Source organism: Bacillus sp. JJ783, assembly GCF_036963225.1.
Classification (GTDB): domain Bacteria; phylum Bacillota; class Bacilli; order Bacillales; family Bacillaceae_G; genus Bacillus_A; species Bacillus_A cereus_U.
Genome location: NZ_JBALMG010000106.1, coordinates 1 through 21075, shown reverse-complemented (window position 1 = coordinate 21075; position 21075 = coordinate 1). Strand labels below are relative to the sequence as shown.

The window sequence follows — 21075 nt, the reverse complement described above, 5'->3', positions numbered from 1 at the left end:
CATGTCCCCCCCTATTATTTTTAATCCTTAATAGCCCTCCAAATATAATGTACGATATTTACGTTTTCTCCGTTTAAATCTACAGTAGTTCTATCTGCTTCCTTTTCACGAGAAAATCCGCTCTTTTCTAATACAATTTGTGAAGCTATGTTATTTGTTGTTGTCATAGCATGTATTTCATTAATTTCATAGACTCTTGCTTGAGCCAAAATCAATTTTACAGATGCTGCTGCAACTCCTTTTTTAGTAAACTTCTCTCCAACTCGGTAGCCTAACGACCCAATTCGTTTTTCCTTATCTACATCAACTAAATTGATACGTCCTACAATTTCTTTTTCTGTATTACGTATGAGATGAAAATAAGAAATTCCCTCAGTTTGTTCTTTTAATAGTTCGTCAAGTTGCTTTTGAAAGTATTCATACACGTAATAATTAGAGCCACGACTTGGTACCATTGTTTCAAAAAATGATTTGTTCGTGAGTTCGAAATTAAATAAATCTTCAGCGTCTTGATTCTTTAATTGTTCTATGTATATTTCCATCCCGTTTTACCCCTTCTCGATTTACTAACTGTTATACATTCTTTTTTAAACGATAATTTTCCTGCTATTTCTTTCGTCTAAGTAATACAGTGAGTAATACTCTAGGATGAAAAAGATGAAATGGACTACGAATTAAGTTCATAACTCTAACTAACCGAATATAAATATCAGAATCACTTGCAGAAAGTTGATATATTTGTTTCGTATACCATTGCTGAAATTTTTGTTTCATAGTTAATTCTTTCTGTAACTTAGGATGACGTGCTATCTCCGTTGTCGTCATTTCCCAAGGTGTTTTGATAATCTTAGAAACATGCTTATAAAACGTTTGAGTGAACGTTTTATCCAAATTATTTATTCCTTTAAGAAATAACTGCAATTGGCGAGCTTCCATAGCTGCAACTGAAACACCTTGTCCGAAAACTGGATCAAAACGACAATACGCATCTCCAACTACTAACAATCTTTCAGGTAAATTATTAACTAGATCAAATCGCCTGCGTATTTGATATGGAATTTTGTACGTTTTTATATCGGTAATCGCCTCAGATTTGTTTAGAAACTCTGTAACATTAGGGATTGATAGATTTTCAGCAAAATCATAAAATTCATCATCAGTTTGCGGTGCTTTTTCATTTGCATATCCACTAAAAGTAACAAAATAACGATCATCTTCAATCGTTTGAATTAGAACACCATAAGGATTCTCAGGAAAACTTGGAGACATAAGCATATTACAACAGTCTAATTTCTCTTTTTCTTTGAGCCTAAACATTCTAGTTGCGTAAAACAAATCAATTCTTACTTTCTCTTCTTGTACTTTGAAATTGTATTCTTGTAACCAATCTATACTTTTCGAACCAAATCCACTTGCATCAACAACAAGATCTGCATGAAATTCTTCTTTCATTCCTGTTTTCAAACATTTAGCTCTTATTCCATAGACTTTATTAAGCTTGTTATCTACTAGTAATCCTTCTACCCACATTTCATACTTCGTAGTAACATTTGAAACTTGTTCAATTCGTTTTTGAATATGCGATTCTAACAGAAGACGACTTTGTTGAATCATGTTTATTTCGCCTTTGAAAGGCTGCTTCCATAGACCGAACTGATGCCATTTTAAATCGCGAGTAAAGTTATTTACAATGCTACCTGCGGCAATTAATTCATTAGCAATGTTAGGAAACAACTCCTCAAGTGCTTCTTCACCGCCTTTTAATAACACATGCGGATGATTACTTTGCGGAACTCTTTTTCGCGGACATTTACCATCCCATTCTTCACCAGCTTCTACAATGATTACTTCTTCAAACTTATTTGATAAAGCCTTTGCGGCGAGTTTTCCTGCGATACTTCCACCAATAACAATAGCCTTAGTAAACATTTTTTCCCCCTTAATGAAAAGAGATCCTGTCGTGTATGAATGGAACAGGATCTTAACTAATAATTCCTTGATAATTATATTTAAAACACCTGTGTGAATTGCAACGTTAAAATTAAAATACCTAATCCCCATACGTAATACGCGAATACTTTTAAAGAATGATGTTTTAAATATTGAATCATCCATGAAACTGCTATGTAACCAAAGAACGCTGCTGATAATGTTCCGACAATTAATGATGTACTAGTAATAGATTCTGCTTTCCCTTGAAAAACATCTGCGAATTGCAAGATGATAGCTCCGACAATAGCTGGTGTTGATAATAAAAATGAAAAGTACGCCGCTGTTTCGCGGTCTAACTTTCTCCATAATGCAGCGACAATTGTCATTCCCGAACGAGAAATTGCTGGAAATATAGCTACTGCTTGAAATGAACCAATTATGAATGCATCTTTATATGTAATATCATTCATTTTTTTACGACCATTCTTTTGTTTATCGGCCATATAAAGAAATAAGCCCGTCACTAAAAACTCCCAACCTATTGTTATACCTGTTTTTGAAATATCTTCAAAAAAGTCTTTAAATAGTAAGCCAATTACGACAGCAGGTACCGTCCCAACGATAAGTAATAGCATAAGCTTTGAAAATGGATTTTTTATTAAATAAATAAATTCTTTTCTATAATAAATAAACACTGCAAGCAAAGTTCCGATATGCAGCATCGTATCTAAAAACAAACCTGCCTCATCTAACTGAAAAATATGCCGCCCTAAATATAGGTGACCTGTACTACTTATAGGTAAAAACTCTGTCAGTCCTTGAATAATTCCTAAAATAAAAGCTTCTATCCAATTCATGATGATCTCCTTTCTCATTTGCTTGTACCAATATATGATGCTTTAATTTTTGTTATGAAAGAAAATATATTTCTCTTGGGGATTTACTTTAACTTTTATTTAGAAGTTATGGATTGCAATATTGATGGATATATATGTAAAAATAAAGGAGGGTTTATATGGAGAAACACACAAAATTAGGCAACATATTACTTTGGCTTGGACCAATTCTTGTGTTCTTAGGCTTATGTATGACAAATGTAATTACAGACATACCTTTCTTCGAAGGAAAGCATAAAACTCTTGGAATTATTATGTTATTTATAGGGGTACTTTGTTTAATTGCCGCTCATTACTTTAAAATACGAAAAAATTCTGCCGATTAAATAATATATTCCCTTATAAGGAGGAACAAATGCGAGGAAAATCATTACGGACAAAAATTACAAATCTATATAAATAAAAACAATCCTAGTGTATGTACTAGGATTGTTTCATTTCGCTAATATTGTTTATTTATAAAACACTTTATCAACGTTATATTTCGCTTTGTATTTATTAATGATGTAAGTTTCGTAAATTTCTCTTTCTGTTGGATCTTCTACGATACATGCATCGATACGGTATACTTCATCACGATTATTTTTGATTGGCGAAACATTATCTTCAAAATGCTTTTTAATACGTTGTCTAATTTTACGAGCTTTACCTACGAAAAGAAGTTCGTCATTAATATTGTAAAACATAAAAATGCCGCCTTTATCTCTAGGGAACAAGTGGAAATCGATAAAACCGTTAATTGGAGTAATTAATGGCTCATCTCCTTTAATAACTTGGTTACGTTCAGTAATTGAAACATCAGCTTCAGGAATATTAATTTTAATCAAGTTCATTCACGTCCTCTTTTATTATAAAGATAAATAATAGCATAAGTATGTAAGAAAAGCTATGTTCAGAGACATATTTCATTTTATAATTCAAATATTATAGGTATATCATGTAAACTTTTTTTCCAAATCATATGATCACTTGATTCGCCCCAATAATCCTTCAGTACATAAATAGGCTCTCCGAATTTCTTCTTCCATATTTTTTGTGCGTTTTTATATCCACTATCCAAACAAAATTCTGTTATTCCTTTACCTAGTGAAGTAAGAAACATTGCATTTAACAGCAAACCTCCTATACCTTTTCTTTGATACTCCGTAAGTACAAACACTGTCCCGATTTCATATAAGTCCTTAAGTACACCGCCTGTACAACTATTAATTAATGTACTTGCTGGACCGATTTCAATCGTTCCAATGATTTTATCGTTACTTGTATCTATTGCTAATAAAAAGTAACGATTTTCTCCATTACTATCAAAATCATTTTTCAAATATTGCTTTTTCGAATTAATTTCATTTTCTATGTCATCTAATAGTTGTGATAACCCTTCGTTTTTATAAGTATTCGTAATAACTATACGAAAAAACAAATTTAGTTCATCAATATCATCCAAATTTGGCCTTCTAATTTCAACGTTATACATGACTTAAATCTCCAATCTTTGAAAATATATGAGAAAGTGTATTCGTTCAAAAAGATTTTATACAATTTTTAAGACCATACTTTATATACTCTATTCATTATTATTCTACACAGCTCTGCATAGATCCAGCAGTATAGAAAACTCAGTATAAATATTAATGTAATAACTTTTATATCCATAGTTGTATGAATAGTAGGACCAAGTACAGGAAAACGGAAGATATCGAGAATGATCATAATTCCTATAAGTAGACATATCGCTGAAAAGGAAATTACCCAAATTCTCCTCTTGAATTGCAAAAAGGATACTCCTAACGCTATACCTAATAATCCTGTAGTAAAGGGAAAGACAATTAGTTCACTTGGCTCAATAATGAATAATAGGAAAATAGTAAGAATATACGAAAGTACTCCCTCACGAATAGAATAACAAATAGCTAGAAAAATCGGTAGCGTCGCAAAAGGACTAATAAATAACCCTATTCCAGGGATTAAGTTCCCCGCAGATTGAAAAATAGCAGCAAATGAACCGAGTAACGCTGTAATGACTAACCTACTTGCAGGAGTCACCTTTCTTTTATGAACAAAATTCGCATCCTGCTCTATCATCCATTGATACCAATAGCATCTAAAGCGATTCATCAAAATACCTCCTAAAGATACCTAATTCATCACTTACTATAATTATTCATACACTTATAGTTTACGAGTTACTTTCTACTAATCGTTTATACATAGAGGTTTTTTAGAGGGACAACAGGTCGTGCATTTTGAAGAAGAATGAATTTCTTATATTTTTAGACTTAGAGTTTATATCTTATCAAGGAACAATTTCATAAATAGTACCTTTATTAAAATCAGTTACTTTCATAGAACCATAAACTCCTAAATATAACCTAGTTTGATCTAAGTTTGTTCCTAAACTAACATAATAAGCTGATTGAACACCAAAATCATAATTGGTTTCAATAACATGAAAATCATTACGTTTACCGTCTATACTTGCTCTAGTATAAGCTAACACTCCCTTTACTGGAGATTGAGATTCTTCTTTCTTGGCAAGATCAGTAAACACGACACTACCTGATAAATTTGGGATTGTAGTTCCCATATATGGCTGAACTCCTGTAAGTGAAGTTCCTCCAAACTTATCCGGTCTGGAATCTTTATGAAAATAACTGATTAGAGGCTGAATACGTCTCACTGACGTTTGAATTGTTTCATTATAATAAGCCATTGTTCCCTCATCCAAAGTAGGGTTCTCAGAACAGTGCCTTATAAAAGAAGTAGGTAATTCTCCTTCCCATCCTCGCCAACCAAAATTAATAAATCCATCTTGATTGGGAGTGGATCTCATTAAATGCGTTTGAACAAGTTCGGTAACCGGTATGGGTTTATAATGAACAAACGAAAAAATAGACTCTACAATATCCTGCCCGACATTTCCAGCATATTTGATATACTGATTATAAAACCTTTGAAATGAAATACCTGTTATATTCCGAATCCCTTTCGCAATTACTGTAAGTGTTTCTTGTATAGATAAAGGAAGTTCATTAAAGCACGTAACTACTGGAGGGTTATTCATTAATGTATTTTTACTTACATCAATTTCAATTATTTTACCCGCTATTTCTAAATCATTCTGGCTTAAATTAAATGGATCATAACCCGATCCACCATCTCCATTTGTAAAAACAAGTTTTCCAGTCTCAGGTGAAAAGTTTAAACTATTGACTCCGTTATGATTAAAAAAGGGCCTTCTTATGCTAAGTAATGTCCGTCGTTTTTGAGGTTGACCATGTGATTGTAAAATCCATTCCTCAACTGTATCAATATGATCATATTGAGTATCTCTATTTACCCACTTTAAGTTTAAAGTTTTCGGATCACATGGATTAGGTTTAAAAGGTTCAGAAAGGGCACCCGGACCTTGAGTGCCAGCTACTGAATAATGAAGGTAAAATAAACCGTTTTGATAAAATTGTGGATGAAATGCTAGTCCTAGCAATCCTCGCTCATCATAACCACTACTAAAAACTCCTTCTTCAGATGTGCCTAATTTTATGATTCGCGGGCGAATATCTAAAAAAGTTCTTATAACTCCGTCTCCTATGTAAAAGATTTCTCCTACCTGGGTTGCAATAAATAACCTTTCAATTGAGTCACCTGGTAGTATAGTTGTTTTCAAAACAGTAGGTAAATTGAACTTACTTGCAATGGGTCGTAAACTAACCTTAACTTTTGTCAACTTACTTTACACCCCTTTAATTGCATTTTATTAAAAGAATATGATTAGAACGGTTCAATTAGTATCCAATTAGGGACTAGGGAATTGGATATTATTTCTGACTGCGCTGCATTTCCTGCTTCTCCATATAACTACGCATCCGTCGCATATATTCAGGTGCGTCCATCGGATTCCCTGCGATCATTTCAATTATACAGAGTCTTTCGGCGCTTTCCTTTTCAGCATGGATTATAGCCTGATCAAGCTCTCCATAGGTCCGGACCGTAACGGTAAACGCGTTACCTCCAAAAGCTTCGGCCAGCTTGGTGTAAGACCATCGAGGGATTTGGTTGTACTTTTGATCCTCTGTTTTGACATTTAAATATTTCTCAATTGTATAACCATCGTTGTTCAATATAAAGATTATGGGCTTGCAACCGTAATAGAGCATAGAACTGATTTCCTGTGCTGTTAGCTGCAGGGCGCCGTCACCTGTAAACACCAATACTCGGCGTTCCGGCGCGGCCATAATAGCACCAAACGCCGAGGGGATTGCGTAACCGATAGACTGCCATCCACCTTGGCCGATATACGTTACATTGCCCGGCAATCTCACCTCCGCCATTCCATTATAAAATGTCCCGGTCTCGGCGATCACAATATCGTCCCCTTTCAGCATGCACTGAAAACGTGGATAATAGCGTTCCGCCAATAGAGATCCGTCGACATTAGTTGTTAATTGATCGTAAGGGAATGAAATTTTTTCTGTCAAACCTTTTCCCTTATAACCCACCTTCTGCACGGCAAGTAGCATGTCGGCTGCAAGAACATTCGGATATTCCGCCTCAGCGATTTTAACCATATCTGGTTGAATATTGACAGTGATCAGCGGGTTCAGCTTTGCGGTAAAACTTGCGGTGTTTGTGTCCGCCCATACCATGCCAATCGCAATGATACAATCTGCATTCTCCACCGTACTTTGGACTTCAGCCCTCCCGAAAGAGCCTAGATACATTCCGATATAATTTGGATGGGTCTCGTCGAATCCCCCCTTCCCGTACAGCATCGTTACAACAGGCACGTTCATTACATCGGCTAGCTGCCGCGTTGCTGTCTGAAGGCCGAAACACATCGTTTTCACATCCACCAAGATAACCGGTCGGTGGGCACGTTCCAAAAGCGTACGGATATGATTCCCTGCAGCCTGAAGGGTATTCGGGTTGGATGTTGGACGTGGTGGTATTGGCTCTGCCCAAACTTTAATCGGCTTGGTCACTAAATCATTAGCCACAACCAGGTATACCGGCTTTTTCTTTTCCTTAGCAATGCGAATCGCAGTCTGAATTTCAATCTTGGCATTTTCCGGCGTAAGCACCGCGGTATATGCCGTAATCTGCTCATACACCTTGCAAAAGACGTCAAAATTTCCATCCATTAATGTGTGATGCATCAGCTTATGCTCTTTTTGATCCTTCTCAGGAGGCGCACCCACAATGTGTATTATTGGTACATGCTCGCTGTTGGCTCCCGCTATCGCATTGCAGGCGCTGAGCTCCCCGTAATAAGAGCCGATATTCCTTTGATTCTTGCATAGCCATCTGCAGCGTAGCCCGAGTTTAGTTCATTTCGTCCTTCTATAAAACGGATGCCGTTATAACACTCCAAAGTATCAAGAAGTGTAAAATTATAGTCCCCTGCGACACCAAAAATTTCGGTAATGCCCTCCAGTTTCAGGCAATCGAACAAATACTGGCCAACCGTTTTTTGAGCAGGTCCCCTTTGTAAACCAAAGTTGCCCGTATTAATCATGTTGTCCATCGCTTGCTCACTCCTTATCCATTTCTTTTTAATAGTACTACCCTTTTTGATAATGCCCTTTAATTAAATCGGTTATCCGTTATGCAACAATTAATGGGGAAGATTTTTGTACAACCATATATTACAACTACATTCTTCGTATTTTATATATCATCAATAAAGAATTCAGAAAACCCATAAATAAAAAAACGAGTGCCGTGAAGAAACGCACTCATTGAAAGGAATTTACCAATCTCGACGATTATCACGATCATGGTTTCCATTTAAAATCTCCCATTTATCATGCTCCTCACTTTGTTTTGCAAAAATCTAGCTTACTTTTAAAAACTTTGTAACAGAACCCTAAAAATGATAAAAACCCACGAAGAAAATGAATTTTCACCGTGGGTTTTAGTCATTTAAATGGACTTTCGGGACACCTAACTCAAGAAGCATCCGCACCTTCAAACTGACTATTATAAAGCGAAGCATAAAAACCATCAGCTTTCAATAACTCTTCATGATTACCTTGTTCTACAATATCCCCATCTTTCATGACAAGGATTAAATCTGCATCACGTATTGTTGATAATCTATGAGCGATAATGAAGCTTGTTCTACCTTCCATAAGGTTTTCCATCGCTTTTTGAATCAGTACTTCTGTACGAGTGTCAATGGAGCTTGTTGCTTCATCGAGTATTAATATTTTCGGATCCGCAATAAGGGCGCGGGCAATTGTTAGTAGTTGCTTTTGTCCTTGGGATACATTGCTTGCTTCTTCGTTTAGTTCCATTTGATATTTATTTGGTAATGTTTTTACGAAACTGTGAACGTGAGCTGCTTTCGCTGCTTCAATTACTTCTTCGTCTGTAGCATCGAGTCTACCGTAACGTATATTTTCCATGATGGATCCGTTAAATAGCCAAGTGTCTTGAAGTACCATACCAAACATGTTGCGCAGGTCTTCTCGCGTGAAGTCTTTTATATCGTGACCGTCGATACATATTGCACCGCTGTTTATGTCATAGAAACGCATTAACAGTTTTACAATCGTTGTTTTACCAGCTCCGGTTGGTCCGACGATTGCTACTTTTTGTCCAGGTTTAATGTTAGATGAGAAATTATTGATGATGATCTTATCTGGATTATATCCAAATTGAACATCTTGGAAGGTAACTTCTCCTTGAACTTTTTGCAGCTTCACTGGATTTTCTGCTTCTGGCACTTCCTCTTCTTCTTCTAAAAATTCGAAGACTCTTTCTGCAGCAGCTGCAGTGGATTGAAGTACGTTCGCGATTTGCGCTACTTGAGCGATTGGTTGCGTAAAGCTTCTAACATATTGCACAAAGGCTAAAATGTCTCCAACTGCGATGGTTCTCTTTACCGCAAGCCATCCGCCTAAAATAGATACAGCGACGTAACCGATATTACCGATAAATGTCATAATCGGCATCATCATTCCAGATAAAAATTGAGATTTCCATGCGGAGTGGTAAAGGGTATCATTTACCTTTTCGAATTTTTTTACTTCTTCTTCTTCTTTGTTAAAGGCTTTTACAATATTGTGACCACTATAAATTTCTTCGACCTGACCGTTTACGTGTCCTAAATATTCTTGCTGGGATTTGAAGTATTTTTGTGATCGTTTTACGACTGCCATGATGAGAATCATCGATACTGGCAATATTAAAAGCGCCACTAATGTCATTTGCCAGCTGATTGATAACATCATGATAAGTACACCGATGATTGTAATAACGGATGTGATGATTTGCGACATACTTTGGTTTAACGTTTGGCTCACCGTATCTACGTCATTTGTAATTCTCGATAATACTTCGCCGTGCGTTGTTTTATCAAAGTAATTCAGCGGCATACGATTAATTTTTTCGTCGATTTCTTTTCTGAAGTTATAAGATACTTTTTGAGCTACTCCAGAAATAATGTACCCCTGGATAATACCAAACACAGTGCTCAGTATATATAATCCAAGAAGTAAAATGACAATGTTTCCGATATAGGTAAAGTCAATGGCCGCACCGGGTGCTCCTGATACTTTGCTTACGAGTCCTTCGAAAAGTTTTGTTGTCGCATTTCCTAAAATTTTTGGACCAACGATTGTAAAGGCTGCACTACCGATTGCGAAAAGGATAACGACTAAGATTGATAATTTATAGGGCTTCAAGTATTGAAGGAGTTTATTCATCGTTCCTTTGAAGTTTTTTGCCTTCTCAATCTTTCTCATGCCGCCGCCCATAGGACCGCCACCGCCAGGACCGCCTTCTCTTCTATTTTCTATTTTTCTATCACTCATGATGACAACTCCTCTCTTGAAAGTTGTGATAAAGCAATTTGCTTATAAACTTCACAGTTTTCCATAAGCTCTTCATGAGTACCAGTTCCAACTATTTTTCCTTCGTCAAGTACAATGATCTTATCGGCAGTCATGATTGTACTGATTCTTTGGGCAATAAGTAAAACAGTGCTTCCTGTAATCTCATTGTTTAAAGCTCTGCGCAATGCTGCGTCTGTCTTAAAGTCAAGAGCTGAGAAACTATCATCGAATATGAAGATTTCCGATTTTTTCGTAAGAGCACGTGCAATAGAAAGTCTTTGTTTTTGACCACCGGAAACGTTCGTACCACCTTGTGATATTTCTGTACGGAAGCTTTCAGGTTTCGCGTTAATAAACTCTATAGCTTGCGCGATTTCTGCCGCTTTTGCGAGTTCTTCTTCAGTTGCTTCTTTCTTACCGTATTTCAAATTACTCTCGATCGTACCTGAGAAGAGAACTCCTTTTTGCGGTACATAACCAATTTTCTCTCTTAATTCCTTCTGAGATACTTCTCTAATATCCGTGCCATCTATTAATATTTGGCCGCTTGTGACATCGTAAAAGCGTGGAATTAAGTTGATTAATGTTGATTTACCACTACCTGTACTTCCGATGAAAGCTGTCGTTTCACCAGGTTTTGCAGTAAAGGTGATATTGGAAAGCACATCTTCTTCTGCGCCTGGATATCTAAAGCCGACATTTTTAAATTCAACGTAACCTTTCTTGTCTGCAGCGAATGTTTTCGGCTCTTTTACATCACTAATGGTAACGTCAGTATCTAAAACTTCTGCGATACGTTGTGCGGAAACTGAAGCACGTGGAACCATAATAGATACCATTGAAATCATTAAGAAGGCCATGATGATTTGCATCGTATATTGCATAAATGCCATCAAATCACCAACTTGCATATGTCCCATATCCACTTGGTGTGATCCAACCCAAATAATAAGTACAGTAACAGCATTCATGATAAACATCATCATTGGCATCATAAATGACATTAAACGGCTTACAAATAAATTTGTTTTTGTTAAATCTTGATTTCCTTTTTCAAATTTCTTTTCTTCATGTTTTTGATTATTAAAAGCACGAATAACGAGCATACCTGTTAAAGATTCACGAGTGATTAAGTTAATTTTATCTACTAACTTTTGGATACGCTTAAACCTAGGAATCGCGATGCTAAATAAACCAATGACTAAGCTTAAAATCGCGATTACCGCAACTGCGATAATCCATCCCATTGAAAGATCTGTAGTAAGTACTTTAATAATGCCGCCGATACCTAAAATTGGTGCATAGAATACAATGCGAAGCATCATAACCATAAGTGTTTGAACTTGCTGGATATCATTTGTACTTCTTGTAATTAGAGATGCAGTGGAAAACTTATCAAACTCCGCATTCGAGAAGTTTGTAACTTTCCGGAATACTTTCTTTCTAAGGTCTCTGCCGAGTCCAGCAGCTACTTTTGCAGCAAGTAAACTCACGATAACGGTAGCTGCCATACTTACTAAGGATAAAAGCAGCATTTTCCCGCCGGAAGTAAGAATAAAATTAGATTGAAGCTTATCTATATTGATACCGATCTTTTTATACTCATTCTCAATGAATGAAACGGCTGATTGTGTTACCATGCTGCCTGGCATATTCTTAAACTTTTCATCTGCCTTTTCTTTCATTGCATTGATTTGATCTTGAGGAAGTTTCGCAATGACTGCAAAAGGATCTGTATTTGGCGGAATCTTCGCTGGTGTTTTGTTGACATCTGTCGCAGCAGGAGGGAAAGTAGACGCGCCGCCTTTTTCAATTCCTTGTGTAATCAACATTGGTTTCCCAAAGATATCGTTAAGTTCGTTAATTATATTTTTATCTCCTGTATGTAGCTTATAAAGTGGCTCTTTATCAAGCTGCGGATAATCTTTCAAGTCATTTTTCAGTTCACTTTGAGAGAGGTTGTTCTTATCTAAAAGCGCATAGTTGTCAGCTACTTTTTTCTTCTCATTTTCATTCATAAAGAGCGTAAGTTTATCCATTTCACTTTTACGAATAACCTCAGGTACTGCATTTTCTACACCTTTTTGTTGAATCCCTACATTGACAATGTTAGACATATAGTCTGGCAGTGATAGATCACATACTGCCTGCACAGTTAAAAGACATACAACTGCAATGATGGAAGTAACAAATGGTTTTAAATGTTTAATGATCTTTAACATTTAATTCATCTCTCCATTTTCCTTATCTAATTTTTTTAGTTTTTACTCCGTTTCTCTCCTTTATTCTTCGTATTCTCAGTAATTCACTCTAGCAGCTCTTTACGCATTTTCGACCACAGATTAATTTTATGACTATATGAAGATATGATGCAACTTTTAGGGTGTAGATGTTGTTTTATAGGACTTAAATCCCAAAATAGAAGTGGTTGGTCTTATCCACCAACCGAAGGGAAATGCTTGACTACTCGGCACTTCAACTATCGGGTGCTAATGTTCAACAACGCGTACCGAGAATAGGCTCTAAACATATTTTGATAACTCTTTTTTTCAAAAACAGGCTTTTTATATTAGCTAAATCAGCAGTAATAGACTTACCTTTGATCAAACATGTTTATAAACCAACATAACGTACAGGAAATCGGCTTTTCTCTTGTCGGAATTTACTTAGCATACAGTGGTCATATATTTTCAAGAATAACGGAAGAATATATAGAAAATGCTACATAAATGTGAAGTTTGATCAACTTAGGGGGGACAACCTTGTTCAATCAGATAGTAAAAGCTGTACCCAATTTATTTACGATTGGAAATTTATTGTGCGGTGTTTTTTCAATTACCATGAATATGAGTGACTATTTGGAAGTAGCCTCCATTTTCATTTTCTTTTCAGCTGTTTTAGATCTCCTTGATGGAAGAATTGCGAGAAAATTAAAAGTGAACAGTGAGTTTGGTGTACAGTTGGATTCCTTAGCTGATATTGTTAGCTTCGGAGTTGCGCCTGCACTTCTATTTCATTCGATAGCAACACCATCTATTTTAACTTCTTTGGCATTTATCCTTTTCCCAACGATGGGTGCTTTAAGATTAGCTAAATTTAGTGTAAAACCAACCATTGGATATTTTAAGGGATTACCTATTCCAGCTGCTGGATTACCATTGGCCGGTATGGGATTGTTTTCATATAGCAATGCATGGATTACATTAATCCTCGCTCTCTTAATGGTAAGTCCAATTAGGTTTAAAAAACTTTAATTGGGATCCCGTCTATCGCTTTAATTTCATTTGTGGAACGGTTCGCTAACATCCATCAAGTTGAGGGTTTTGATGTTATTCATCATTTTACGAATGCAGCGATGGGACAGACTTTAAAGAGCTTACCTATTTATTGTAATTAATCATAATAGATTGTGAAATTGAATAGCCTCCAGTTTTTGAGGCTATTGTTTATATTTATATGTATTTTCGTCTCTATATTGAACAAATCCATCTTTCTTCTCTAATACCTCAAACGATAAAAATGCACTTCGTTGCTATAAAAGGCAAAAATTTTTCATTTTGTGGGTTATCTATTTTCTTAGCTTGATAACGATGTGGTGGTACCCCTTGTTTAAAAGAACTCCTACCTCCCAAAATACTTAGTTACGCCCAAATAACATAACAAAAAGATTAGGAAATCACTCCTAATCTTTTTTGTTTATTACTATTCCATTGCCCCAGCAACATCATAATCACTTAAATCTAATTCAATTGGTTGTCCTAATGCCAGTTTAGCAAGTTGAGATCCTAAGTATGGTCCCGCAGTTAAACCCGAAGCACCTAATCCGTTTGCAACGAGAATACCTTCAAATTTAGGTAGTGGTCCAATAACAGGTAAGAACCCTGGTGTAAACGGTCTAAAGCCAACTCTTGTTTCAACCATTGTACCATCTTCTAAACCAGGCGCTACTGTTAACGCTTTATGGAATACTTCATGTAAACCACCAGCTGTTACACGGTGATCGAAACCAGTATCATTCTCATGCGTTGCACCAATTACGACATGGCCATTGTCAAATGTTAAAATATATTGATCGTTCGGCGGCATAACAACTGGCATATTTTCTGTTGCTGTATTTTCCATTTGTAAATGAACAATTTGTCCTTTTTGGAACGTAACTAAGAAATTAATTCCTAATGGGTTCAAGATTTCGTTCGCCCATGCGCCTGCAGTTACCATTACCTTTTCCGCTACAATTGTTTCGTCGTTTACTTTAACTCCCGTAATATGATTCCCTTCACGGACTAATACTGCATCACCTTTTATGAAAGTTGCACCATGTTTTTTCGCAGCGCTTATTAATGCGTTGCGTAATAATCTTCCATTTACTCGTGCAGCGCCACTAATATGAACAGAACTATATTCTTCCGATAATGCTGGGAATAATTTTTTCGTTTCTTCAGCCGATAAGCGAGTGATTTCACCAATCTCCGGTGCATCTTCACGGCGTTTATACGCTCTCTCTTCCATTTGATCTAGTTTTTTCTCATCAGTATGTAAACTAATTGCACCTACACGGTTGTAACCTGTATCCGTTTCACCGTCTTCTTCTAATTGCTGAATTAACGAAGAATAGTAACGTGCACCGCCTTTAACGATTTTATACCATGCTTTATTACGACGTTGCGACAGCCACGGACAGACAATACCTGCTGCTGCGTCAGTTGCTTGCCCTAACTCTTGACGATCAACAATTGTTACATTTGCACCGGCCTTAGCAAGATGATAGGCAGTAGATGCCCCTAAAATTCCAGATCCAACAACAATATACGATTTCATTTCAAACACCTTTTCTCTTTTGCATAATATAAAAATATAAGAACATCCTTTAGTATAATGTAAGGATTCCTTTTTTCAATGTACTCATCCCAATTAATTGTTGCATCATTGTGACGTTCCTAATCGTTATTTTTTCTTCTGACGGAATAATTCAATTGTTTTATAGCCTTGTGAAAGGATTTCAATCATTTTCTCAAGACGTTTTTCACGTGTTTTTTCTTGTTTTACAGAAAATAAATTTCGTGCCCAATCTTTTTGATAGCCAGGAGTTAAACTTTGATAAAATTTAAGTTCAGTCGGATGATTAGCCAATAATGCTTCCACATCTTGAATACGATCTGCATAATCAGCAACACATTGACTTGCAGCAGGCGTTTTCTTCACTTTTTTCTTTTCACGCTTTAAACCAACAACAGTAAAAACGTCATCCATACTTACCATTCGCGCAAATTTAATCTCACTATTTCCCACGTATCCATCTTCTCCAACATTTAACGCTGGAAACATTTCATCACGATGAATAAAAGTACTGTAACGAGCATTACCTTTTTTCGGATATGCAAAAAACACATAACCTTTCTCAAGTAACAACTCTTCATTTTTAATAATGAAATTTGTATGCTCTACCATCTCATCAAGCGTTTCTACAAAAATAAAAACAGCATCATGCTCCTTAGAAAATGTAGTTGGTTTATCTCCAAATACTTCATAATCGTTCGGTTCGTTAATAACCACCATATTCGTATACTTATTAAGTTTCAATTTATCGATAACTGACATGATAATCTTCCTTTACATTCAATATTCATTTTATATATTTTTTATACTGTTCTAGTGTATTATATCTATTAAGAAAATCAAACTTAAAATTGAGAACGGAATCTACTTGGCTCGAAATAACAAAATAGCCGATTCCAAATCGGAGTCGGCTATTCACTTTTTCATAGTTCAATATTAAAAAGTGAATATAATAGTTCTCTATATTGATTTTCTGTAATTCCAAGCTTACTTTTTTCTCCGTAAATGTTTTCAGTCAAACTAGCATTCGTTAAGGAAACATGACCAGAATCCGTCAACTTTACTGCAATCGGCCCTTTATTGAAAATAGACTTCTCATCTTCTATCACCTTTTTTTGAACCTCATTTACAATTGACTCATCAATAACATGATTATAAAAAGCATGACAGACTTTCCACTCTTCATCAACATCCATTCTTTCTAAAACATAGTTTCCTTTGCTTGTATCTTTCCGTCTCACACGGTACATGCCGTTTTTAGAAGAAACCGGTTGCCCAGAAAACGGAACTGAAACAAGAGGTACAAACGAAGCAATCCCTACATCAATTAAATATGTTTCATTATCAAAATTTATAATAATAGTAATATGTCCGTCCTCAAGTGCCCATGCATTAATATCATTTTTATAAACTGTTCCTAACGCTAGCTGGGCATTAAAACCACAGTCTTTTAAAAAATAGTAGAAAAGAGTATTTAATTCATAACAAAGCCCGCCGCGCGAACTTGTTAATATTTTCTTCTGTAAGTTCTCTTTTGAAATTTCGTTTGTATTACCTGCTATAACATCTAAATTTTCAAACGGTATTGTATGCGCAAATGCAAAAAGCATTGTACTTAATTCTTCAAATTTCACTTCAGTATGTTTTTCAAAGTTCAATCTTTTAAAAAGCTGATCTTGTAAACTTGTCATATTCAGCACCCCTTAAAAATTATAAGTTAAACTAATATATGCTGATTGTAAATTTTATGAGGTACTGTATCCATGCATATTTACAGTTACTGTACCGGTACAAACTCCGAAAACATATTTGTATCAGAATACAAATAAGAGGCACCATAACGGATGCCTCTTTCGAAATACACTTTATATCATTTACTTCAATGAGCTTAACTTTTCAATTGCTTGTTGTTCAGTTGCTAAATAAAAAATATCATTACCTTTATTACATTCAAAAATAAAGTCTTTTAAGCTTTTACTAGTGTACATAGAGAAATCTCCAACGATAGCAATCTTTACTCTGTAATTTATAAACTTTTGAAGAATATCACCCGCAAGACGTGTTTTTAAGTCAAAGAAACTTTCACTTATTAAAGATTTGTGGATAATAATACGCTTTGAATCTACTTCATATTGAACTGTTGCCAAAAGATCTAATGCAGATTGAACATCAGATATTACTAACGTATCGTTTCTTACGACAGTAATATTTATTCCGCCGGTTACTATTTTCTCTAATTCCATAGTCTCACTCCTCTATAATGTATAAGGCATATATTAAACATGCTTTGTAGCGCTAGATTAACACACATAAATGGGACTCAATATTTCTCTTATGCTGTTGTAAATGAATATTATTTTTACTCTTACTATACGGTCAATGAAATTAAAGGTGATCTATCACTATTGTTGAAAATGTACTTCTCCACAAAAACTTAGTAAACTATCAAAAGAAGTAATCTCAGCATACGGTTTTGTGTCGGTGTTATTCTTAATCATATTAGGATTGAACCATATACCCTTTATATTTACATTTTGACAACCAGCAATATCCTTTTCTAAGTCATCTCCAACAAATAGTACATCTTCTGGTTGTACATTTAGCTTCTTTAATGCTAATTCAAATATGCGTTTGTCAGGTTTACTAAATCCCGTTTCTTCAGAAATAATGATTGTATCAAAATGACGATTCAAATTCGTGTTAATTATTTTAGCTTTTTGTCTCTGAGTTGATCCATTTGTTATAATTCCAACTTTAACATGCAACTTTATAGTATTTATAATATTAATAGTACTTTGGTTTATAGAAAAACATTTAGGAAAATTATTATTCCAAAAATCTTGAATGCTATTGCGTGGTAATCTATATTTCGATGGGAATTCATTAAAAAATGATTCCAAAACCATTACTTTATCACTGTGACCATAGCTTTTTTTATCATATTCTTTGAATTTCTGTAACATAATGTTTTTTACTGCATGTTGCTTAACATCCTCATAAAACTTCTCTAAAATAATGGAGAACAATTTATCTACTGCCATATCCCTATCAAGTAACGTATCATCTAAATCAAATAGCATTGCTTTATAACCCCTCAAATCATTTCACAACCTTTCTCACATTATATAAATACCCCCACTTTAAACTTTTGGTTTAGCCGGAGAATTGTTATGTAGGTGATTAACGATTAAACAGAAACTAGATAAAAAAACTCCAAATTTTGTGGTACGCGCTCTACGCTTTACTATTTCGGTAGCTTTTTTATTGAAATTCATTTCCTATTTCCCCTTCTGGTAAAGAAGCGAAAATATATTTTCATACAATTTAAGAAATTACATGCATTTTACATTATTATACATTAGTTTTTTGTAAATATTAATCATCTTTTTATACGATGAGTATTTTTTTAAGCATACAATTATTTATCCGTAAAAAAGTAATGTGGCTATTAATACTTATTAGTTAATAACACACAATCTTGAACGTAGAGCTAACAAGATATACGTCCTATTCATCTCCACATAAACTCCAGATAGTAAGGCTATAATGACTACCAGAGGTGATATTATGAGGAACTATCATATTCTCGTGGTAGAGGACGATCAAGAAATTCAGGAATTAATTAAACAATTTTTAATGACACAACAGTATGCAGTTGTAGTTGCATCAGATGGATTAGAGGGTATGACGCAGTTTAATAAGCAATCCTTTGATTTAATTCTTCTAGATGTAATGATGCCCAATCTTAATGGATTTGAAGTTTCCAAGATGATTCGAAGTCAGTCAAATATACCAATTATTATGCTAACTGCATTAGAGGAAGAAGAAGATCAAATGAAAGGGTTTGATCTTGGAATCGATGATTATATAACAAAACCCTTTTCGTTTCATGTTTTGATTAGACGAGTCGAAGCTGTACTGAGAAGAAGTTATGATAACAATGTAAATAATCATTTGGTGTTTAAAGAAGTGCGTGTCGATGTTGATGCATATAAAGTATATGTAAATGACGTTGAAATTTTATTAACGACAAAAGAGTTTGAAATTCTACAACTACTATTTCAAAATGAGAGAAAAGTACTTACAAGAGAAATTATCGTAGAAAAAGTTTGGGGATACGATTATTTTGGAGAGACACGAATAATTGATACACATATTAAAAACCTACGTAAAAAATTAGCTATCCCTTACATTAAAACAATAAAGGGCATTGGTTATAAAATTGATGAATAAAATTGTGAAAATCATGAAGATGAAGCAAATTACTTATAAACTCTTTTTGACTACATCCCTCATTTTGTTATCCTTTGCAGTATTGATTTATTTAACTTTATACTTCTTTCTCCCTACGTTTTATGAGCAATACAAAACAGATCAACTTCAAACAGGGCTAAAAGAAATCATTGATAAGTCTAAAAATCTTACGTTTCAAGATGCGATACCACTTTTTGATGAATATGCCAAAAAAAATAATGCGATGCTTTATCTTCAAAATAATGAGGGAATAATTAAATACTCTCCTTCATTTTCTTTTACTCAAAGTGGTTCGCAAACAACAGTAGTTACTAGAGCGACACGGTTCGAGAATGCAGGTACCCTTAGCAATTCATATAACGTTACGCAACCAATTCAATTCCAAGATGGTAGTTTAACGCTTATAGTCTTTGCTACATTTCAACCAATTGATGAAGCTTCACAGGTTTTAGTACGCTTTCTCCCCTATATTAGTATCATTGTACTCGTAATTGGTGTAGGGAGTGCTTATTTCTATTCCAGGTTTATTACAAAACCACTTATTTATATTAATGAGGGTGCACAAAAGATGGCAAATTTAGATTTCTCCGAAAAAATTGAGGTTCGCTCTACAGATGAGTTAGGAGAATTATCTAATAGTTTGAATGACATGTCTATTAACTTACAAAAAGCTATGTTTGATTTAAAAAAAGCAAATGAACAATTAAAAAATGATATTGAAAAAGAACGAGAAATAGAAACAAAACGCAGAGAGTTTTTTGCGATTGTAGCACATGAATTAAAGTCCCCTCTTACTGTAATGAAAGGATACTTAGAAGGGATGATATACAATATTGGCCCTTATCAAAATCGTGATCAATATTTAAAGAAAAATCATCAAATTATTGAAAGTATGGAACAATTAGTTCGTGAAATTTTAAGCATGTCGAAATTAGAACAACACACCTTTAAACTAAAGATAAAAGAAGTTAATCTTTCAAAGTTAATAGGTACAATCACAAAAGATCTCGAATTTTTTGCTTCTCAAAAAAGCATCCAAATAATAAAAGAAATTGATTCTGACCTTTCTGTTTATACAGATCGTGTTCTTTTTGAAAAAGCATGTAAAAATATTATCCATAATGCGGTTATGTATTCACCACATAATGAAAAAGTCTATATAAAGTTAAGTGAGGATTCTGAACAAGGTCAAATCAAAATGCAAATTATGAATACAGGTGTCAATATTAAAGAAGAAGATATACAACAAATTTTCAAACCATTTTATCGAATTGAAAAATCAAGGAATCGAAATACTGGAGGAAGTGGTTTAGGTTTATATA

18 protein-coding genes and 1 pseudogene are annotated in these 21075 nt (G+C 34.7%); 4 read left to right on the top strand and 15 right to left on the bottom strand.

Going from position 1 to position 21075, the window contains the following annotated elements:
• Positions 1-20: 20 nt before the first annotated feature.
• The 3 genes from V7038_RS21255 to V7038_RS21245 form a co-directional block, all read right to left on the bottom strand.
• Positions 21-542 (bottom strand): GNAT family N-acetyltransferase, encoded by a 522-nt coding sequence (locus V7038_RS21255; RefSeq protein ID WP_078181451.1) that lies wholly within the window; start codon positions 540-542, stop codon positions 21-23.
• 64 nt (positions 543-606) lie between these two features.
• Positions 607-1929 carry an FAD-dependent oxidoreductase gene (locus tag V7038_RS21250; protein WP_283747206.1) on the bottom strand — a complete coding sequence of 441 codons (1323 nt, stop codon included), beginning with the start codon at positions 1927-1929 and terminating at the stop codon, positions 607-609.
• A gap of 80 nt (positions 1930-2009) precedes the next feature.
• Entirely contained in the window at positions 2010-2789 is a 780-nt protein-coding gene (locus V7038_RS21245; protein ID WP_283747207.1) for an undecaprenyl-diphosphate phosphatase, read from the bottom strand.
• A 158-nt stretch (positions 2790-2947) separates the two neighbouring features.
• On the opposite strand from V7038_RS21245, the gene V7038_RS21240 reads away from it, so the two are divergent.
• Positions 2948-3154 (top strand): hypothetical protein, encoded by a 207-nt coding sequence (locus V7038_RS21240; RefSeq protein WP_002161639.1) that lies wholly within the window; start codon positions 2948-2950, stop codon positions 3152-3154.
• Positions 3155-3280: 126 nt separating this feature from the next.
• On the opposite strand, the gene V7038_RS21235 is transcribed toward V7038_RS21240, so the two are convergent.
• The 7 genes and pseudogenes from V7038_RS21235 to V7038_RS21205 all read right to left on the bottom strand — a co-directional run bounded on the left by V7038_RS21235 (position 3281) and on the right by V7038_RS21205 (position 12885).
• On the bottom strand, positions 3281-3661 hold the full coding sequence (locus V7038_RS21235) for a nucleotide excision repair endonuclease (protein WP_002013261.1): 381 nt from the start codon (positions 3659-3661) through the stop codon (positions 3281-3283).
• 77 nt (positions 3662-3738) lie between these two features.
• Positions 3739-4302 (bottom strand): GNAT family N-acetyltransferase, encoded by a 564-nt coding sequence (locus tag V7038_RS21230; protein WP_335695612.1) that lies wholly within the window; start codon positions 4300-4302, stop codon positions 3739-3741.
• A 68-nt stretch (positions 4303-4370) separates the two neighbouring features.
• Positions 4371-4943, bottom strand: coding sequence for a hypothetical protein (locus tag V7038_RS21225; RefSeq protein WP_002161642.1), 573 nt, complete (start codon positions 4941-4943; stop codon positions 4371-4373).
• A 178-nt stretch (positions 4944-5121) separates the two neighbouring features.
• Entirely contained in the window at positions 5122-6552 is a 1431-nt protein-coding gene (locus V7038_RS21220; protein WP_199659448.1) for a PQQ-dependent sugar dehydrogenase, read from the bottom strand.
• Between the two features lie 91 nt (positions 6553-6643).
• Positions 6644-8349, bottom strand: a pseudogene (locus V7038_RS21215) (alpha-keto acid decarboxylase family protein).
• A gap of 424 nt (positions 8350-8773) precedes the next feature.
• Positions 8774-10642 (bottom strand): ABC transporter ATP-binding protein, encoded by a 1869-nt coding sequence (locus V7038_RS21210; RefSeq protein WP_199659447.1) that lies wholly within the window; start codon positions 10640-10642, stop codon positions 8774-8776.
• A complete protein-coding gene (locus V7038_RS21205) occupies positions 10639-12885 on the bottom strand; it encodes an ABC transporter ATP-binding protein (protein ID WP_078181461.1) in 2247 nt (748 codons plus the stop codon). The genes V7038_RS21210 and V7038_RS21205 overlap by 4 nt, the downstream gene beginning before the upstream one ends.
• A gap of 540 nt (positions 12886-13425) precedes the next feature.
• On the opposite strand from V7038_RS21205, the gene pssA reads away from it, so the two are divergent.
• The gene (gene pssA / locus V7038_RS21200) at positions 13426-13917 is read left to right on the top strand and encodes a CDP-diacylglycerol--serine O-phosphatidyltransferase (protein WP_002085344.1); all 492 of its coding nucleotides are present in this window, start codon (positions 13426-13428) and stop codon (positions 13915-13917) included.
• A 448-nt stretch (positions 13918-14365) separates the two neighbouring features.
• Here the strand turns inward: pssA and V7038_RS21195 are convergent, their stop codons facing one another.
• The 5 genes from V7038_RS21195 to V7038_RS21175 all read right to left on the bottom strand — a co-directional run bounded on the left by V7038_RS21195 (position 14366) and on the right by V7038_RS21175 (position 18579).
• Positions 14366-15481 carry an NAD(P)/FAD-dependent oxidoreductase gene (locus V7038_RS21195; RefSeq protein WP_071151302.1) on the bottom strand — a complete coding sequence of 372 codons (1116 nt, stop codon included), beginning with the start codon at positions 15479-15481 and terminating at the stop codon, positions 14366-14368.
• 126 nt (positions 15482-15607) lie between these two features.
• Positions 15608-16261, bottom strand: a complete 654-nt coding sequence (locus V7038_RS21190; protein ID WP_199659446.1) for a YdeI/OmpD-associated family protein — start codon at positions 16259-16261, stop codon at positions 15608-15610.
• A gap of 161 nt (positions 16262-16422) precedes the next feature.
• The gene (locus V7038_RS21185) at positions 16423-17190 is read right to left on the bottom strand and encodes an arylamine N-acetyltransferase family protein (protein ID WP_199659445.1); all 768 of its coding nucleotides are present in this window, start codon (positions 17188-17190) and stop codon (positions 16423-16425) included.
• Between the two features lie 183 nt (positions 17191-17373).
• Positions 17374-17742 carry a DUF4180 domain-containing protein gene (locus V7038_RS21180; RefSeq protein WP_199659444.1) on the bottom strand — a complete coding sequence of 123 codons (369 nt, stop codon included), beginning with the start codon at positions 17740-17742 and terminating at the stop codon, positions 17374-17376.
• 159 nt (positions 17743-17901) lie between these two features.
• A complete protein-coding gene (locus V7038_RS21175) occupies positions 17902-18579 on the bottom strand; it encodes an HAD family hydrolase (RefSeq protein ID WP_071151291.1) in 678 nt (225 codons plus the stop codon).
• Positions 18580-19066: 487 nt separating this feature from the next.
• On the opposite strand from V7038_RS21175, the gene V7038_RS21170 reads away from it, so the two are divergent.
• Both V7038_RS21170 and V7038_RS21165 read left to right on the top strand, forming a co-directional pair.
• Positions 19067-19732, top strand: coding sequence for a response regulator transcription factor (locus tag V7038_RS21170; RefSeq protein WP_199659443.1), 666 nt, complete (start codon positions 19067-19069; stop codon positions 19730-19732).
• Positions 19725-21075 (top strand): sensor histidine kinase (locus V7038_RS21165; RefSeq protein ID WP_335695611.1); only part of this gene is annotated, 1351 nt, incomplete at its 3' end. The genes V7038_RS21170 and V7038_RS21165, both read left to right, overlap by 8 nt.

What these genes read in the sequence shown, in the direction of transcription:
- V7038_RS21170 (WP_199659443.1), top strand. Translation starts at nt 19,067, where the DNA reads ATGAGGAACTATCATATTCTCGTGGTAGAGGACGATCAAGAAATTCAG.
- V7038_RS21180 (WP_199659444.1), bottom strand. Translation starts at nt 17,742, where the DNA reads ATGGAATTAGAGAAAATAGTAACCGGCGGAATAAATATTACTGTCGTA.
- V7038_RS21175 (WP_071151291.1), bottom strand. Translation starts at nt 18,579, where the DNA reads ATGCTATTTGATTTAGATGATACGTTACTTGATAGGGATATGGCAGTA.
- V7038_RS21185 (WP_199659445.1), bottom strand. Translation starts at nt 17,190, where the DNA reads ATGACAAGTTTACAAGATCAGCTTTTTAAAAGATTGAACTTTGAAAAA.
- V7038_RS21235 (WP_002013261.1), bottom strand. Translation starts at nt 3,661, where the DNA reads ATGAACTTGATTAAAATTAATATTCCTGAAGCTGATGTTTCAATTACT.
- V7038_RS21195 (WP_071151302.1), bottom strand. Translation starts at nt 15,481, where the DNA reads ATGAAATCGTATATTGTTGTTGGATCTGGAATTTTAGGGGCATCTACT.
- V7038_RS21230 (WP_335695612.1), bottom strand. Translation starts at nt 4,302, where the DNA reads ATGTATAACGTTGAAATTAGAAGGCCAAATTTGGATGATATTGATGAA.
- V7038_RS21210 (WP_199659447.1), bottom strand. Translation starts at nt 10,642, where the DNA reads ATGAGTGATAGAAAAATAGAAAATAGAAGAGAAGGCGGTCCTGGCGGT.
- V7038_RS21250 (WP_283747206.1), bottom strand. Translation starts at nt 1,929, where the DNA reads ATGTTTACTAAGGCTATTGTTATTGGTGGAAGTATCGCAGGAAAACTC.
- V7038_RS21205 (WP_078181461.1), bottom strand. Translation starts at nt 12,885, where the DNA reads ATGTTAAAGATCATTAAACATTTAAAACCATTTGTTACTTCCATCATT.
- V7038_RS21190 (WP_199659446.1), bottom strand. Translation starts at nt 16,261, where the DNA reads ATGTCAGTTATCGATAAATTGAAACTTAATAAGTATACGAATATGGTG.
- V7038_RS21240 (WP_002161639.1), top strand. Translation starts at nt 2,948, where the DNA reads ATGGAGAAACACACAAAATTAGGCAACATATTACTTTGGCTTGGACCA.
- V7038_RS21245 (WP_283747207.1), bottom strand. Translation starts at nt 2,789, where the DNA reads ATGAATTGGATAGAAGCTTTTATTTTAGGAATTATTCAAGGACTGACA.
- V7038_RS21225 (WP_002161642.1), bottom strand. Translation starts at nt 4,943, where the DNA reads ATGAATCGCTTTAGATGCTATTGGTATCAATGGATGATAGAGCAGGAT.
- V7038_RS21255 (WP_078181451.1), bottom strand. Translation starts at nt 542, where the DNA reads ATGGAAATATACATAGAACAATTAAAGAATCAAGACGCTGAAGATTTA.